Source organism: Nostoc sp. C110, assembly GCF_043099725.1.
Classification (GTDB): domain Bacteria; phylum Cyanobacteriota; class Cyanobacteriia; order Cyanobacteriales; family Nostocaceae; genus Nostoc; species Nostoc muscorum_A.
Genome location: NZ_CP171148.1, coordinates 6,220,096 through 6,234,576, shown reverse-complemented (window position 1 = coordinate 6,234,576; position 14,481 = coordinate 6,220,096). Strand labels below are relative to the sequence as shown.

Here is a 14,481-nt window from a genome sequence, read left to right as displayed (position 1 = left end):
CTAACGTGTCAGTTTTTCAGACGCGTTGAAATCTGCTGTAATATTGCGATTTTCCTCTCAATGCATAAAGCTTCTAATTTTTCGGTAATCTGGAGGACAGGAATAGCACAATTTTACTAAATCTGTATAACTTGATTCTAAATGAGGTATCGTTCAGAGTTAAGATGACACAATTGCATTGAATTGTGGTTGAAGCTACAAAAATTGTTAAAACAACTAGCTAATACTGTATTTCCAGCCTCAGTCTTCCGACTAGAGAGTGGTTTAACTTTTATTCATCAAGAGATTCCCACTACTCCTGTAGTTGTGGCTGATGTTTGGGTGCGTGCTGGAGCAAGCCTAGAGCCAAAACCGTGGTTTGGGATGGCGCACTTTTTAGAACACATGATTTTTAAAGGTACGGCAACACTTCCCCCTGGAATGTTCGATTCCAAAGTTGAAAACCGGGGTGGCGTAAGTAATGCGGCGACAAGCTATGATTATGCTAATTATTCACTCACCACAGCCGCCCCTTATTTAAAAGATACTTTGCCCTATTTGGGCGAATTACTGCTAAATGCGGCAATTCCAGAAGACGAATTTAGCCGCGAGCGGGACGTGGTGCTAGAAGAAATTCGCTCTTGTCAGGACGATTCCGATTGGATAGGATTTCAAGCTCTAATTCAAAGCATCTATCCGCATCATCCTTACGGGCGTTCGGTGTTGGGTACTGAGCAAGAACTGATGCAGCAGTCTCCAGAAGCAATGCGCTGTTTTCATCATGCCCACTATCAGCCGGAAAATATGACTGTGGTAATTGCTGGGGGTATAGCCCAGCAACCAGCTTTGGAATTAGTAAATAGTTCATTTAGTGATTTTGCTGAACGCTCGAATTGTCCGCAGTTTGAGAAAGTGACAAAGCCAGTAATAACAGGAATTCACCGTCAAGAGCTGTGTTTACCACGCATAGAGCAAGCACGATTGTTGATGGCCTGGTTAGTACCAGGAGTAGAAGAAATCCGCACTAGCTATGGTCTAGATTTATTGTCAGTGTTATTGGCAGAAGGGCGAACTTCGCGTTTAGTGCGTGATTTGCGAGAAGATTTGCAATTGGTACAAGGAATTCATAGTAGTTTTTCTCTACAACGGGAATCAAGTTTATTTACAATTACTGCCTGGTTGGAACCAGAAAATCTGGAAGAAGTTGAGTCTTTAATTTGCGCTCATTTGGATAATTTGCAGACTGAAGGAATTAGCGAACAAGAACTTGCTCGTACACGCAGGTTGCTATGTAATGAGTATGCGTTTTCTACCGAAACACCAAATCAACTGACAGGGCTTTATGGATATTACAATACCATCGCCCAAGCTGAATTAGCTGTGACATATCCCCAGCAGATTAAGTCTTTTGATGCTCAAGAACTGCAAAAATTAGCTAAACAATATCTCTCACCGCAGAATTATGCGGTTACTGTACTTAAACCGTGTTAGTCATTAGTCATTAGTCATTAGTCATTAGCAAAAGACAACTGACAAATGACAACTGACAAAGGACAAAGGACAAAGGACAAATGACAAATGACAAATGACAAAGGACAAATGACAACCTTGCTGCAAAAATCGCCTATCCATCGCACCGTATTGAATAATGGCATTGTCGTGCTGGCAGCAGAAAACCCTGCTGCGGATATTATTGCAGCACGAATCTTTGTGCGTGCCGGTAGTTGTAACGAAAACCGGGAGCAAGCAGGGTTGGCGCATTTGCTATCAGCAGTGATGACAAAGGGATGCGATGGACTTTCTAGTTTGGAAATTGCTGAAAAAGTCGAGTCTGTAGGAGCAAGTTTGAGTGCGGATACTGGCACTGATTATTTTTTGCTATCTTTCAAGACGGTAACATCAGATTTTGCGGAAATTTTAGCATTGGCAGCGCGGATTTTGCGATCGCCTACTTTTCCCGAAACTCAAGTGGAACTAGAACGGCGTTTAGCACTCCAAGATATTCGTTCGCAAAAAGAGCAACCTTTCAATGTCGCCTTTGAACAAATGCGGCAGGTAATGTACCAAAATCATCCCTACTCTATGTCAGTGCTGGGAGATGAAACCAGTATGAGTAGCTTAACTCGTGCGGATTTGGTAAAGTATCATCAAACTTATTTCCGCCCAGATAATGTAGTAATTAGCATTGCTGGGAGAGTCACATCTACAGACGCAGCAGCGTTGGTGGAAGAAGTTTTTGCTGATTGGCAAGCGCCAGCCCAAGCACTGCCAATACTGAATTTACCTGAGATTAAAGTGGAACCGCAGGTAAAGTTTAAGCCAGTACAGACACAACAATCAATCGTGATGCTTGGTTATTTAGGAACATCGGTCAATTCTGTTGACTACGCCGCCCTGAAGTTGTTGTGTACCTACTTGGGAAATGGGCTTTCTAGTCGCTTGTTTGTCGAATTGCGGGAAAAACGCGGTTTAGCTTACGAAGTATCCGCCTTTTACTCCACAAGGCTATTTCCAGCCTCATTTGTAGTTTACATGGGTACAGCACCGGAGAATACCAGCATTGCCCTAGAGGGACTGCGTACAGAAGTAGATTTATTGTCTACCGCCGAAGTCTCTGAAAGCGCCCTGCAAGCTGCGAAAAATAAGATTCTGGGGCAGTACGCCTTGGGTAAACAAACAAATGGGCAAATTGCTCAGATATACGGCTGGTATGAAATTTTGGGCTTAGGAATTGATTTTGATACCAAGTTTCAAGAATTGATTGCGGCGGTGAGTGCCAAAGATGCGATCGCTGCCGCTAGTAAGTATTTAAAATCACCTTATTTATCTTTAGTTGGTCAAGAAGAAGCAATTAATCGAGCGATCGCGTAAATAGCCCGTCCGAGACATCGTAAATAGAGCAGCTGTTTTTTAGACCAAGCGGCTGTACCATTAGCATGAGAATATTCTGGGAGTAAATTCCATGCAAAGCAGCCTGACAGCAAGTATTTTGAGTTACTTAAAATTACTAGACCCCACTGTAAATCGCTGTGGAATGGAAAAACGGCAAAAAAGTTGGTGGACAAAGAGGTCGAAATCTTTCTCAGCCATTGAAATACTCTTGTTATCCGCAACGCCTCTGCTTATTGCCTCAACACCTTTAATATCAATAGCAGCGCCGCAAAAAATTGCCCAAATAAATCCTGGAGATAGCATCAGCCGCCCTAACCTCAAAGTTGGTAGCCAAGGCGAACGCGTATCTGAACTTCAGGCAGCTCTGAAACTTTTGGGTTTTTACTCTGGTGCAGTAGATGGTATTTATAGTGAGAATACAGCCAGTGCTGTTGCCCGTTTTAAACAAGCAGCTGGCTTGAATCCAGATGGCGTTGTTGATGCCAGCACTTGGCAAAGACTTTTCCCTAATCAACCAGCAGCAGCATCAACCATCCCTTCATCCCAGCCAAGATTTAACTCAGCTACAAATTTTCCTGTTCCAACCCAGGCTAGCAGCCTCACCAACGTTGCAAATCCTAACCCCAACCCCCCAAGACAAGCTGCAACACAAGTTGCGACTAGCCCTGAGCCAAGACCTACTACCCCAAAAAAAGCTGCAACACAAGTTGCGACTAGCTCTGAGCCAAGACCTGCTACACCAAAAAAAGCTGTAACACAAGTTGCGACTAGCCCTGAGCCAAGACCTGCTACCCCAAGAAAAGGTACAACTTCAAGCACACAAAAAACACCAAATCGTACTACATCCACTGCTAGAACTCAGTCAGCTACACGGACTGGGCAAACTACTCGAACTCAGAAAAACACACCTACTCAGCGAACTCCTGGTATTCAATACACCTCTGAAGGATTGCCAATTTTACGTATAGGATTACGTGGTTCTGAAGTTGTGAAGTTGCAACAACAACTGAAAAAGCTTGGTTTCTTGAAAGGCGATGCCGATGGAGACTTTGGTGAGACAACCGAGACTGCTGTGAAAGCAGCACAAAAGCGGTATGGTTTAGAAGCTGACGGTGTAGTTGGTGGCTCTACCTGGGAGGTTCTTTTGCGGCGTTAGTCTGACTAGGGAGCATAGCCAGCATAGCCAGCGTCTCTTTTGCCTATACAGGCCAAGATGCTCCGAAGTTCTGATAACTTATTTCTTTTTTGGAAGTCCCCAAGGTACAGAGGCAATACTTTTCGGTTAAACCCAATAATCTCTCTTTTGGCCTGGGGAAAGGTTAAAGGGGAAAGGGGAAAGGGAAATTCAAACCCTTTCCCTTTCCTCTTTCCCCCTTAACCGAAAAGTATTGTCCCCCTACTTCTCTTCTTCCCATGCCTGCCTCAACCAAAAAATTACTTAACCGCACGGTATTGCAAGCGTAGCCCATTCTAACTTCTGAATTCTTCTTGATGAATTTAATCCGGTACATCCTGCAATACGATAAAGATACACCGATTAGAAATATCTCTCTATGCCAGAACGGAAAAATTACATTATTTTTGGGCTGACAAAGGATAATAGCAACTTTATGAGTCAAGCAGAAAGACACATCATAGTGCTACAAATCACAACTGGCAACAGTGAAATTAATTAAACTTACTGCTAATTCCTCTAAAAAAACTTATGCAACACTTTTTATTAACTTGGCTCGGTACTGCGGTGGCGTTATTTATTACTGCTAATATCGTTCCGGGATTCTTTATCAAGAATTTTGTGGTTGCCTTAGTCGCTGCCCTGGTTATTGGTCTGGTTAACGCATTTGTTAGACCAATTTTGCAGATTTTGACCTTTCCGATTACCTTGCTCACCTTTGGTTTATTTACATTGGTAATCAACGCTTTAACACTTTGGTTAGCAAGTACCTTAACCCCTGGTTCTGGTTTTGAGATTCAGGGCTTTTTACCTGCTTTATTAGGTTCAATCGTACTAGCTATTGTTTCTAGCATAATTAACTATTTGTTGAGAGTTGTTGACTAGAAAAATTAGTTAATTTTTGTAATACTCGTAATATTTGAGGCTTGGGCAACAGCTAGCGTTACAGCTCCTGGTTGCCCTTGTAGCTGGAAAATTTGTTTAGGAACTAACAACGTCACTCCCAATGCTTCTGTGCTGGTAAAGGGGGGAGCAGTCAACAACGATGCTTGAGTCGCTGCAAGAATAGCAGCTGCCTCTGCTACGCTAGGTGTACCTACTTTGTGGTCAGTAATTGTGGCAGGGTTGGGGACACAGACAGAGCAAAGAATTTCCGCAGAAAAGGTTTTTAGGGGTAGATTGCGTAGGTGGCAAACTTCTACTAAACCAACTTCCAAGGCTTTAGCGTCAATGGTGGCAATCCCTGCGATCGCACTTTGAAAAAGTTGATTTTCTCGAAAGGCTTGCTCAATAGCCCAATCAATCAATTGCCGTGAGGTTCCCCGCTTACAACCGATTCCTACCCAGAAAACCTGTTGCACTTGGTGTATTATCCATAATTCAATTCTTCAAGGTTTGATGTTGGCTTATAGGAAGCGATCGCCAAAGTGCGATCGCTTCCCCCAATTATCGAAAAACGCAAACTATCCCCACACTAAATACCCCATTTTGTCAACTAGAAACTTTCACCGCCGCTTCTGCCTGGGAGTGCAATAACAAACCGTATTCCAAGCCCTCCACCACCGCTTGATAGGAAGCCTCCAAAATATTGGTCGAAACCCCTACCGTCGTCCAGCGTTGACGACCATTGCCTGATTCTACTAACACACGGGTTTTTGCCGCAGTCCCCGTATGTCCGTTGAGAATCCGCACTTTGTAATCCGTCAAATCAAAGGTTGCTATTTGGGGATAAAAATTTACCAAAGCCTTGCGTAAAGCCGCATCCAAGGCAGCAACGGGGCCATTACCTTCTGCCGCCTCCAGAATATTTTTGCCGTCAACAGCGATTTTGACGGTAGCTAGGGCGTTACTAGTTTCTTTACCCTCAATCAAGTCACAGTGGACTTGAAAACCTTTGACTTCAAAAAACTTCTGGCGACCTCCCAAAGCTTCGTGCATCAGTAGTGCAAAACTGGCCTCTGCTGCTTCAAATTGAAATCCTTCACTCTCCAAATCTTTGAGACGTTGGAGAATTTCCTTGGCTTCTGCCTTGAGTTGATCGAGGTCAATCCCAAAACTGCGGGCTTTGGCTAGAACATTGCTAAGTCCAGACTGTTCAGAAATCACGATGCGGCGATGATTCCCGACTTGTTCCGGCTGAATGTGTTCGTAAGTCAGGGGATTACGTTCTACTGCTGATACATGAATACCACCCTTGTGGGCAAAAGCCGAAAGTCCCACAAAGGGAGCGTGTTCATCTGGCGCGAGGTTGACCACTTCACTAACAAAACGACTAGCTTCTGTAAGTTGTGTTAGCTGGTCTTCTGTGATACAACTGTAACCCAGCTTCAGTTGTAAATTGGGAATTAAAGAACAGAGGTTAGCATTGCCGCAACGTTCACCGTAACCATTAATTGTGCCCTGTACCATCTTTGCCCCTGCCATCACGGCGGCTATTGCGTTAGCAACCGCCATTTCTGAATCGTTATGAGTATGAATTCCAATTTGGGGGATTGTCCTTTGTCCGTTGTCCTTCGTCATTGTTTCTTGACTAATGACAAATGACAAATGACTACTGACATCTTGAACAATTTGCCCAATTTCATGGGGTAAAGTGCCGCCATTGGTATCACAGAGGACTAGCCATTCAGCACCAGATGCGATCGCAGCCTCTAATGTCTGTAAAGCATAATCTGGATTGTGCTTGTAACCATCAAACCAATGTTCGGCATCGTAGATAATGCGACGACCTTGAGAACGGAGGTACTCAATGGTGTCACGAATCATCGCCAAATTTTCTTCTAATGTCGTCTTGAGGCTAGTTGTGACATGTAAATCCCAAGACTTACCAAAAATCGTTACCCAGCGAGTTCCCGCAGCCAAAATATCCTGTAGCATCGGTTCGGTTTCAGCAGTGGAGTTGGGCCGTCGAGTCGAACAAAAAGCCACAATTTCAGCTTGTTTTAGCGGATCTTCTTGGAGTTGCCAGAAAAATTGTACATCCTTGGGATTAGCACCAGGCCAACCGCCTTCAATGAAGGGAACTCCCAGTTGATCGAGTCTCTTGGCAATGCGTAACTTATCTTCTATCGATACAGATAGCCCCTCGCGCTGAGTGCCATCCCGTAATGTAGTGTCATAGAGCCAAAGTTGAGGTGAGGAATTTGTGGTCATAAAACTGGGACCGACGAGACAACTTTCGAGGCAATGTGTCAATATACAACAAAAAGCCAGTTTGGCAATTTAAAAATGCCTAAAGTACTAGCTGAAGGTAAAACAATTCAGTGCGTAAGCGGAAGCAATCTCCGAACAATTTTGCTGCAAAATGGTATTCACCTCTACAATGACGGTGCTAAGGTAATAAACTGTCGGGGCATTGGCAGTTGCGGAACCTGTGCGGTTAAGGTAGAGGGCGAAGTATCAGCAGCGAATTGGCGCGATCGAGCCCGGCGTTCGCTTCCTCCCCATTCTCCTACAACAGACTTGCGTTTAGCCTGCCAAACTCAGGTTTTAGGCGATGTGAAAGTGACAAAGTTTGATGGATTTTGGGGACAAGGTTCTCGAATAGTGTGGACACCAAAAGGTTAAAAAGGAGTAAGACAAGATGGGTAGATGGACACCCCTAATTTTAATGGCTGGAGGTTTAGCCATTCTGCTTGGTACATTACTAGGCATCAATTTTCCTATGGGCGTGCAAAGTGCTAACGCTCCCAGTGGTAAAGCAGCAAAAGTTCTGCCAGCTAATATCAATGTTAATAGCAGTGCTGGCAGCAAAAATGAAGAAACTGCAACGGAAGGAAACGAAACAACCGAAACAACCGAAACAAACGAAAACAGACGCGGTATTGTAGCCCCAAGACCTGACAACAGAAGCAGCGTTGCTCAGAATCCTTCTGATGACTCAACATCACCTGCTGACAGTACAACAGACGGCAGTACAGATAGTTCCGAAAACACGCCATCCAGCGATGTCAATCAAGGCAACGAACCAATTCGCGCCTTGTGGTAACGATATATCCGTCTTTAGTTACGAGTTATAGGTTATAAGTTATGAGTTAATTAGTTATGTACTAATGACTAATGACAAATGACTAATGACAAATGACTAATGACTAGTGAGATCGTAATTATTGGTGGCGGCGTTATTGGTTTAGCGATCGCTATTGAACTAAAAATGCGCGGGACAAACGTCACCGTGCTTTGTCGTGACTTTCAAGCTGCCGCTACCCACGCCGCCGCCGGGATGTTAGCACCAGATGCAGAAAACATCACTAATGAGGCAATGCGTTCATTGTGTTGGCGATCGCGTGCTTTATATCCCGACTGGACAACTAAACTAGAAGAACTAACTGGTTTAAATACTGGCTACCGTGCCTGTGGTATTCTCGCACCCGTCTTTGAAGGGGCGGAGGGGCAGGGGAGCAGGGAGCAGGGAGCAGGGAGCAGGGAGCAGGGGGAAAATTTCTCTCCTCTGCACCCTTCCCACTGCTCCCCTGCCTCATCCCCGGCTTACTGGTTAAATAAAGAGGCAATTCATCAATATCAGCCAGGATTAGGAGCAGAGGTAGTTGGTGGCTGGTGGTATCCTGAAGATGCACAAGTTGATAATAAGGCTTTAGCTCAAGTATTGCGGACGGCGGCTGAGTGTGTTGGTGTTGAACTCAAAGACGGTATTACAGTAGAAGCATTTTTACAGCAGCAAGGACAAGTGGTTGGCGTGCAAACCAATGCTGGAATAATTCGCGCCGCGCACTATGTTTTAGCTTCAGGTGCTTGGTCAAATGAGTTATTGCCGCTACCCGTGCTACCCAGAAAAGGACAAATGCTGAGTGTACGGCTACCAGAATTTGCGCCGGAAGTGCCCTTAAAGCGGATTTTGTTTGGGGATAATACTTACATCGTACCAAGACGCGATCGCCTGATTATCGGGGCAACAAGCGAAGATGTTGGCTTCACCCCCAACAACACCCCAGACGGCATTCAAAAATTATTACAAGCTGCCATCCGGCTGTATCCCCAATTAAAGCATTATCCCATCCAAGAGTTCTGGTGGGGATTTCGCCCAGCCACCCCCGATGAGTTACCCATCCTTGGTACTAGCCACTGTCAAAATTTAACCCTTGCTACAGGTCATTACCGTAACGGGATTCTACTTACACCTGTAACAGCCGCATTAATTGCCGATTTAATCTTAGAACAAAAGTCCGATCCTCTACTTGCTGATTTTCACTATTCGCGCTTCCAATCCCAGCCATCTACCCCCACTCCAATGCTGACTCACTCTGCCAACTTCTCCAACGGGAATCGTCCTACTATATCCTCTCTCCCAGTTCAAGACTCGCCGCTAATTATTGCTGGCAAAACCTTCCAATCCCGCTTGATGACGGGAACTGGTAAGTATCGCAGCATTGAAGAAATGCAGCAAAGTGTTGCCGCCAGTGATTGCCAGATTGTCACCGTCGCTGTAAGACGGGTACAAACCAAGGCCCCCGGACATGAAGGTTTAGCCGAAGCTTTGGATTGGACAAAAATTTGGATGTTGCCCAATACCGCAGGTTGCCAAACTGCTGAAGAAGCGATTCGGGTGGCGCGGTTGGGGCGAGAAATGGCGAAATTATTAGGGCAGGAAGATAATAACTTTGTCAAGTTAGAAGTGATACCTGATCTTAAGTATTTACTCCCAGATCCAATTGGGACGCTGCAAGCAGCAGAACAACTAGTTAAAGAAGGTTTTGCAGTATTGCCTTATATTAACGCTGACCCTATGTTAGCCAAGCGTTTAGAAGAAGTAGGTTGTGCGACGGTAATGCCTTTGGCATCACCAATTGGTTCTGGACAAGGGCTAAAAACAACCGCCAACATCCAAATCATCATCGAAAATGCGAATGTGCCAGTGGTGGTAGATGCTGGTATTGGTTCACCCTCAGAAGCTGCTCAAGCAATGGAATTGGGAGCAGATGCTTTATTGATTAATAGTGCGATCGCTCTTTCTGCCAACCCAGCAGCAATGGCTCGTGCCATGAATTTAGCAACAGTCGCCGGTCGCCTAGCATACCTTGCTGGCAGGATGCCGATCAAAGATTACGCCAGTCCTAGTTCACCTCTCACTGGGACGATTACCAATTAGGGAATGGGGAATGGGAGCAGGGGAGCAGGGGACAAGGGGACAAGGGGACAAGAGGTGAGAACTTGAAATAAGTCTTTCCCCTTGTCCCCTTGTCCTCTTCCCAATTCCCAATAATGTAACGATTTGTCTAGCAGTTTCAGAGCGGATTTAGCATTTATGTAACATTAAATGAAGTATCAAGATAAAGGAATTAATTCATGCCCTATACCAATGAAGAAGGCGGCCTTCTGAATAATTTTGCCCGGGAACCAAAGATTTATCAAGCAGAACCTCCAACACAAGGGCAAAAACGAACTTATCTCATACTAGGAGTTGCCGCTACAGCTTTGGTTGTCGGCTTGATTCTAGTCGCCTTCTTCGTTTCTAAGAGCAGTTAATCATAAAATATTTTCAGAAAACTTAATCTTCTTTATCGTTTTTCAGGTTCCGATTTTAAGAGGGGCCTGCTTTTTTATTTTTTGTTAAAATTGAATTAGCCATTAAAGTATATAATTATACTTTTTATGACTGTTAGACTTGAAGGCTGAATTTATTCTGAGCAACACAACATCCAATACGGTTCGGTTAAAGGGGAAAGGGGAAAGGGACTCATGTTTTGAATACATCCTTTACCCCTTACCCTTTACCCAGACCACAAGGAAAGTGAAAAATGCTTATCCGAACCGTATTGACACAACATCTACTTAAAAATAATTTTTATTACAGCAGTTTGCAAATAAGTGAGCTATAAAATGTAGGACTCAAAATCACATATCAAAAATTTCTGTTTCCTACCTCCAGCCTCCAAACCTGTAGCTTTGTACTTCATACAAAAGAAAACTGCTGTATGACTTTAGCCCACTTAGATAGACCCAAAACGTTGATATGTACTATGTTTTGGCTTTTTAGCCGCTATGAGCGTGAATGATACTGCACACAACAATAATTCTACTTTGAATCGGCAAGTATACCACCGCCTGAAACTTGCCCTAAGCCTTGGCTTACGACGACAACTTTTTTTAGCAGTATGTGACGATTTACACCTAAGAAATCAAGTAGCAGCTCGCTTGCATTCTACATTGGCTTATCCTGTTGGACAGGTGCTATATCAGTCATCAAATGCCCAAGAAAATAGCACTCCAGCTTATCCGCGATTAGTCACATTGCGTTTAAATTTAAACGAACCCAATCCCATAGTTCAGATAAATCAATGGTTAGCTAATTATCCACCACCAATTGTTGGAGCATCAAAAGATACCCCTGGAAGACCTTTCCCAGTACCAGCATTTCAGATTGTCGGCGTGGAACATCTCACCAAGGAAACAGTAGCAACACAGCGTTTATTTTTACACTATCTCCGCTTAAGTGAGCAATATTTTTCTACACAAGAATCCAGTCGATTTCTAGAGTCTAACTTGCTGTTGTGGATACCGCGTCCTTGGTTATCTGCCATTAAGCAATCAGCACCACAATTTTGGCGTTGCCGGACTGGTGTATTTGTGTTTGCTGGAGAACCCACACCCGCGACTCAAAATGCAGGCTATCCAGAACGTTTTTCACCTTCGAGAAACTTGGATTTAGGGAATATTGAGCAGTCGGTTTTAGATAAATCAGTTAACCAAGCAGAACTCAAAACCACAACTTCTGAGTTCAAGTTTGAGAATAATTCCGGTTTCCCAGCAGAGATACAAGGGAATGGCGTACACAAAACCCAGGAATTTACTAATAGGTCTGGTAGTGGTAAAAATAATCAATCGCTGTTGTCTTTATCTTATGTAAGTAGCGAGTTAACAGAGCTAGTAACCGCAACAATTAACGCAAGTAGTGATAAAAATACTGAAAATTATTTACAACCGCAGCAGATTTTGTTGGAGATTGAAGAATTACACGAAAAGCAAGCTTCAGGGGATGTACTGGCAGAAGCTTATCATCGCTTAGGCACTTTATACCGCCTTCGGATTGAGCAAGGAGAGTCAACCCTAGAAAACCTGATGGTGGCAATTATTGCCTATCAGGAGGCTATTAGCTATGACGAAAGCTCACCACAACTTCCAGATATCTTGAATGATTTGGGTACACTCTACTGGATGCTATACCGTACACCACCCAATTCTGAGGAGGGACAAACTTATATAGAGCAGGCAATAGAATTTTATCAGTTGGCGTTAAAGATGATTTCACCGCAGACGCATCGAGAAACTTACGCTCGTGTGCAAAATAATTTGGGGACGGCTTATGGTGATTTAGCCCGTTTTTCTCACCCATCTGAAAATTGGCAGGAGGCAATATTAGCTTACAACGAAGCACTCAGCTACCGTACAGCCGATATGGATTCATTAAAGTATGCAGCTTGCCAGAATAATTTGGGTACTGCTTACTGGCATCTAGGGCAATACAACCAACCGATTGTGCATTTAAAGAAAGCGATCGCAGCTTACAACGAAGCACTCGTATACTACAACCCCGAAGAGGAACCGCTTAAGTATGGGATGATTCAAAACAACATCGGCACTGCCTGTTGGAATCTGGCACAATACGAACAACCTGCCCAAAATCTCCAGCTAGCTATTAATGTCTATAGCAAAGCTCTTAAGTATCGCACTCCAGCTAATGTTCCTAGTGCCTGCGCCGCTACACAAAATAATCTAGGTACTGCCTACTGGCATTTAGCAAACCTTTCTCAGACAACTAAAGAGGCACGTCAAAAGTATTTGCACCTATGTATCAGCGCTTATGAAGAGGCTATAGCTTTGGCTCACTCACTTAGCGGTACTCCTTTAAGCTTTGATTTGCTTGCCTCTTATAATAACTTGGCACTAGCACATTATCAGCTAGTGATAGATAAGTCGTTTAATGGTGACAAAGCAACACATTCTCAACACTTAGAAGTAGCTTTAGACTACCATTTGCAAGCCTTAAACGGATTGATCAAACAATCAGAGGCTTATCAAACAACCTTTACTTATGTGGTGAAAACTATTCGTGCTTTTCATAATGAATTAGGAATACAGGGACAAACTCTAGCTTTATCTAAAGTTCCTAGTCAGATGTTGCCAGAGATTTTGTCAAAGTTATAAGGTATTGAGGAGTAACTTGATATCAACTTGAAAATCAGTCAGAGCATCAAGTAAGGTTCTCTGTTCAAGCAGATGTTCTCACTTTTTCGGGTATCTCTATTTCATAACTTTTGTGAATAATAAAAGATTAAAATCCGCCAGCGCAGGTTTTGTTTGTATGGTTCTGTGACTATCGGTACCATAGGTAAATCATTCGTTAAGAAAGCGAAGATATTTCCCAAGTCCTAGCAAATCAATTTAGAATAGAAGTAAGAGTTCGCAGTTAGCCCATCACCTCTATATCAATGGCTTAGATATGTGGACACAAGTAATAAAAGAACACTTAGGAACAAAATGATACTCTTTTACGTCGGATGAATGTCTTGCCTCTGATTTGAGTGAGGCACATTAGCAGGATACTAAATTCTGAGGTGCGATCGCACCGAATACCATAATAATAAGTACTCTTATCTTCGGAATACGCTTATAGACAGGTTTAAAAACAGTCAGAAACAAACTCAGTAAATCACCGTCATTAAATACATCACATACACAAAGGACAACCCTCTTATGGCTCGCTCACATCAATGGAAATCTAGAACTGCTGCACTAATGGCAATAGCCGTTACCGCAAGCGTCGCTAGCCCCCTATTAAGCTTGGCTCCTGCCAATGCACAATATAGAATTGGGCAAGACAGAAATACTCAATATGGAAACGTTACCATTCCTTCTGGGGTTGCTTTTCCTGTCACCTACGAGAAAGAGACTATTACTATTGCTCCTGGGGAAAGTAAATCTATAACCTTGAGAATAGCCAATGACATTATCGACAGAAATAGAAACGTCTTAATTCCTGCTGGAACTAAAGTAAATGGGCGGCTAGAATCTGTTGACTTAGATAATTATTCAAGAAATACAGATGATAACCAAGGAAAAGGCGTGCGGTTTGTCGCTCAAGAATTAGAATTTTCTAATGGTCAGCGTCAGTCGATTAATGCAACTTCTCGGACATACACCACAACTCAAAAAGTTTCACAAGGGCCTAGCACTGGTCAGGTTTTAACTGATGCAGCTATTGGTGGAGGTGCTGGTCTTTTAGGTTCACTAATTACTGGTAACAACAGAATTGATGATTTAAAACCTGTTATTGGTGCGGCTGCGGGTGCAGGTGCGAGTGTCCTATTGCGGAAAAAAGAAGCAAATTTGTTTGTCATCAGACCCGCACAAGATTTAAGGCTCACACTGAATTCTAATTTGAATTTAGTACCACGCTCACGCTACTAGATTTAACTGTA

12 protein-coding genes are annotated in these 14,481 nt (G+C 43.5%); 10 read left to right on the top strand and 2 right to left on the bottom strand.

Annotated features, from left to right (window positions below; all coding sequences use genetic code 11):
- Positions 1 to 204 precede the first annotated feature (204 nt).
- The 4 genes from ACFFRD_RS31775 to ACFFRD_RS31760 all read left to right on the top strand — a co-directional run bounded on the left by ACFFRD_RS31775 (position 205) and on the right by ACFFRD_RS31760 (position 4,930).
- On the top strand, positions 205 to 1,470 hold the full coding sequence (locus tag ACFFRD_RS31775) for a M16 family metallopeptidase (protein WP_392479775.1): 1,266 nt from the start codon (positions 205 to 207) through the stop codon (positions 1,468 to 1,470).
- Positions 1,471 to 1,578: 108 nt separating this feature from the next.
- On the top strand, positions 1,579 to 2,850 hold the full coding sequence (locus tag ACFFRD_RS31770; protein ID WP_392483215.1) for a M16 family metallopeptidase: 1,272 nt from the start codon (positions 1,579 to 1,581) through the stop codon (positions 2,848 to 2,850).
- Between the two features lie 91 nt (positions 2,851 to 2,941).
- Positions 2,942 to 4,027, top strand: a complete 1,086-nt coding sequence (locus ACFFRD_RS31765) for a peptidoglycan-binding protein (RefSeq protein ID WP_392479773.1) — start codon at positions 2,942 to 2,944, stop codon at positions 4,025 to 4,027.
- Positions 4,028 to 4,576: 549 nt separating this feature from the next.
- Positions 4,577 to 4,930, top strand: a complete 354-nt coding sequence (locus ACFFRD_RS31760) for a phage holin family protein (RefSeq protein ID WP_392479771.1) — start codon at positions 4,577 to 4,579, stop codon at positions 4,928 to 4,930.
- A gap of 5 nt (positions 4,931 to 4,935) precedes the next feature.
- Here the strand turns inward: ACFFRD_RS31760 and ACFFRD_RS31755 are convergent, their stop codons facing one another.
- Both ACFFRD_RS31755 and cimA read right to left on the bottom strand, forming a co-directional pair.
- Positions 4,936 to 5,406 carry a cobalamin biosynthesis protein gene (locus ACFFRD_RS31755; RefSeq protein WP_392479769.1) on the bottom strand — a complete coding sequence of 157 codons (471 nt, stop codon included), beginning with the start codon at positions 5,404 to 5,406 and terminating at the stop codon, positions 4,936 to 4,938.
- 130 nt (positions 5,407 to 5,536) lie between these two features.
- Positions 5,537 to 7,198, bottom strand: a complete 1,662-nt coding sequence (cimA, locus tag ACFFRD_RS31750; RefSeq protein WP_392479766.1) for a citramalate synthase — start codon at positions 7,196 to 7,198, stop codon at positions 5,537 to 5,539.
- A gap of 75 nt (positions 7,199 to 7,273) precedes the next feature.
- Between cimA and ACFFRD_RS31745 the strand changes: the two genes are divergently transcribed.
- The 6 genes from ACFFRD_RS31745 (at position 7,274) to ACFFRD_RS31720 (ending at position 14,470) form a co-directional block, all read left to right on the top strand.
- Positions 7,274 to 7,612: a 2Fe-2S iron-sulfur cluster-binding protein gene (locus ACFFRD_RS31745; protein WP_163927518.1), complete on the top strand. Its 339-nt coding sequence runs from the start codon at positions 7,274 to 7,276 to the stop codon at positions 7,610 to 7,612.
- A gap of 16 nt (positions 7,613 to 7,628) precedes the next feature.
- The gene (locus tag ACFFRD_RS31740) at positions 7,629 to 8,033 is read left to right on the top strand and encodes a hypothetical protein (RefSeq protein WP_179074285.1); all 405 of its coding nucleotides are present in this window, start codon (positions 7,629 to 7,631) and stop codon (positions 8,031 to 8,033) included.
- 99 nt (positions 8,034 to 8,132) lie between these two features.
- The gene (thiO, locus tag ACFFRD_RS31735) at positions 8,133 to 10,151 is read left to right on the top strand and encodes a glycine oxidase ThiO (protein WP_392479762.1); all 2,019 of its coding nucleotides are present in this window, start codon (positions 8,133 to 8,135) and stop codon (positions 10,149 to 10,151) included.
- Positions 10,152 to 10,348: 197 nt separating this feature from the next.
- Positions 10,349 to 10,528: a photosystem II assembly protein Psb34 gene (psb34, locus tag ACFFRD_RS31730; protein WP_114081855.1), complete on the top strand. Its 180-nt coding sequence runs from the start codon at positions 10,349 to 10,351 to the stop codon at positions 10,526 to 10,528.
- A 516-nt stretch (positions 10,529 to 11,044) separates the two neighbouring features.
- Entirely contained in the window at positions 11,045 to 13,207 is a 2,163-nt protein-coding gene (locus ACFFRD_RS31725; RefSeq protein WP_392479759.1) for a tetratricopeptide repeat protein, read from the top strand.
- Positions 13,208 to 13,756: 549 nt separating this feature from the next.
- Positions 13,757 to 14,470: a conjugal transfer protein TrbI gene (locus ACFFRD_RS31720; RefSeq protein WP_163936458.1), complete on the top strand. Its 714-nt coding sequence runs from the start codon at positions 13,757 to 13,759 to the stop codon at positions 14,468 to 14,470.
- Positions 14,471 to 14,481 lie beyond the last annotated feature (11 nt).

Excerpts from the sequence above, each read along its gene's own strand:
- ACFFRD_RS31770 (WP_392483215.1), top strand. The coding sequence starts at position 1,579 with ATGACAACCTTGCTGCAAAAATCGCCTATCCATCGCACCGTATTGAAT.
- ACFFRD_RS31765 (WP_392479773.1), top strand. The coding sequence starts at position 2,942 with ATGCAAAGCAGCCTGACAGCAAGTATTTTGAGTTACTTAAAATTACTA.
- ACFFRD_RS31760 (WP_392479771.1), top strand. The coding sequence starts at position 4,577 with ATGCAACACTTTTTATTAACTTGGCTCGGTACTGCGGTGGCGTTATTT.
- cimA (WP_392479766.1), bottom strand. The coding sequence starts at position 7,198 with ATGACCACAAATTCCTCACCTCAACTTTGGCTCTATGACACTACATTA.
- ACFFRD_RS31745 (WP_163927518.1), top strand. The coding sequence starts at position 7,274 with ATGCCTAAAGTACTAGCTGAAGGTAAAACAATTCAGTGCGTAAGCGGA.
- ACFFRD_RS31740 (WP_179074285.1), top strand. The coding sequence starts at position 7,629 with ATGGGTAGATGGACACCCCTAATTTTAATGGCTGGAGGTTTAGCCATT.
- thiO (WP_392479762.1), top strand. The coding sequence starts at position 8,133 with ATGACTAGTGAGATCGTAATTATTGGTGGCGGCGTTATTGGTTTAGCG.
- psb34 (WP_114081855.1), top strand. The coding sequence starts at position 10,349 with ATGCCCTATACCAATGAAGAAGGCGGCCTTCTGAATAATTTTGCCCGG.
- ACFFRD_RS31725 (WP_392479759.1), top strand. The coding sequence starts at position 11,045 with ATGAGCGTGAATGATACTGCACACAACAATAATTCTACTTTGAATCGG.
- ACFFRD_RS31720 (WP_163936458.1), top strand. The coding sequence starts at position 13,757 with ATGGCTCGCTCACATCAATGGAAATCTAGAACTGCTGCACTAATGGCA.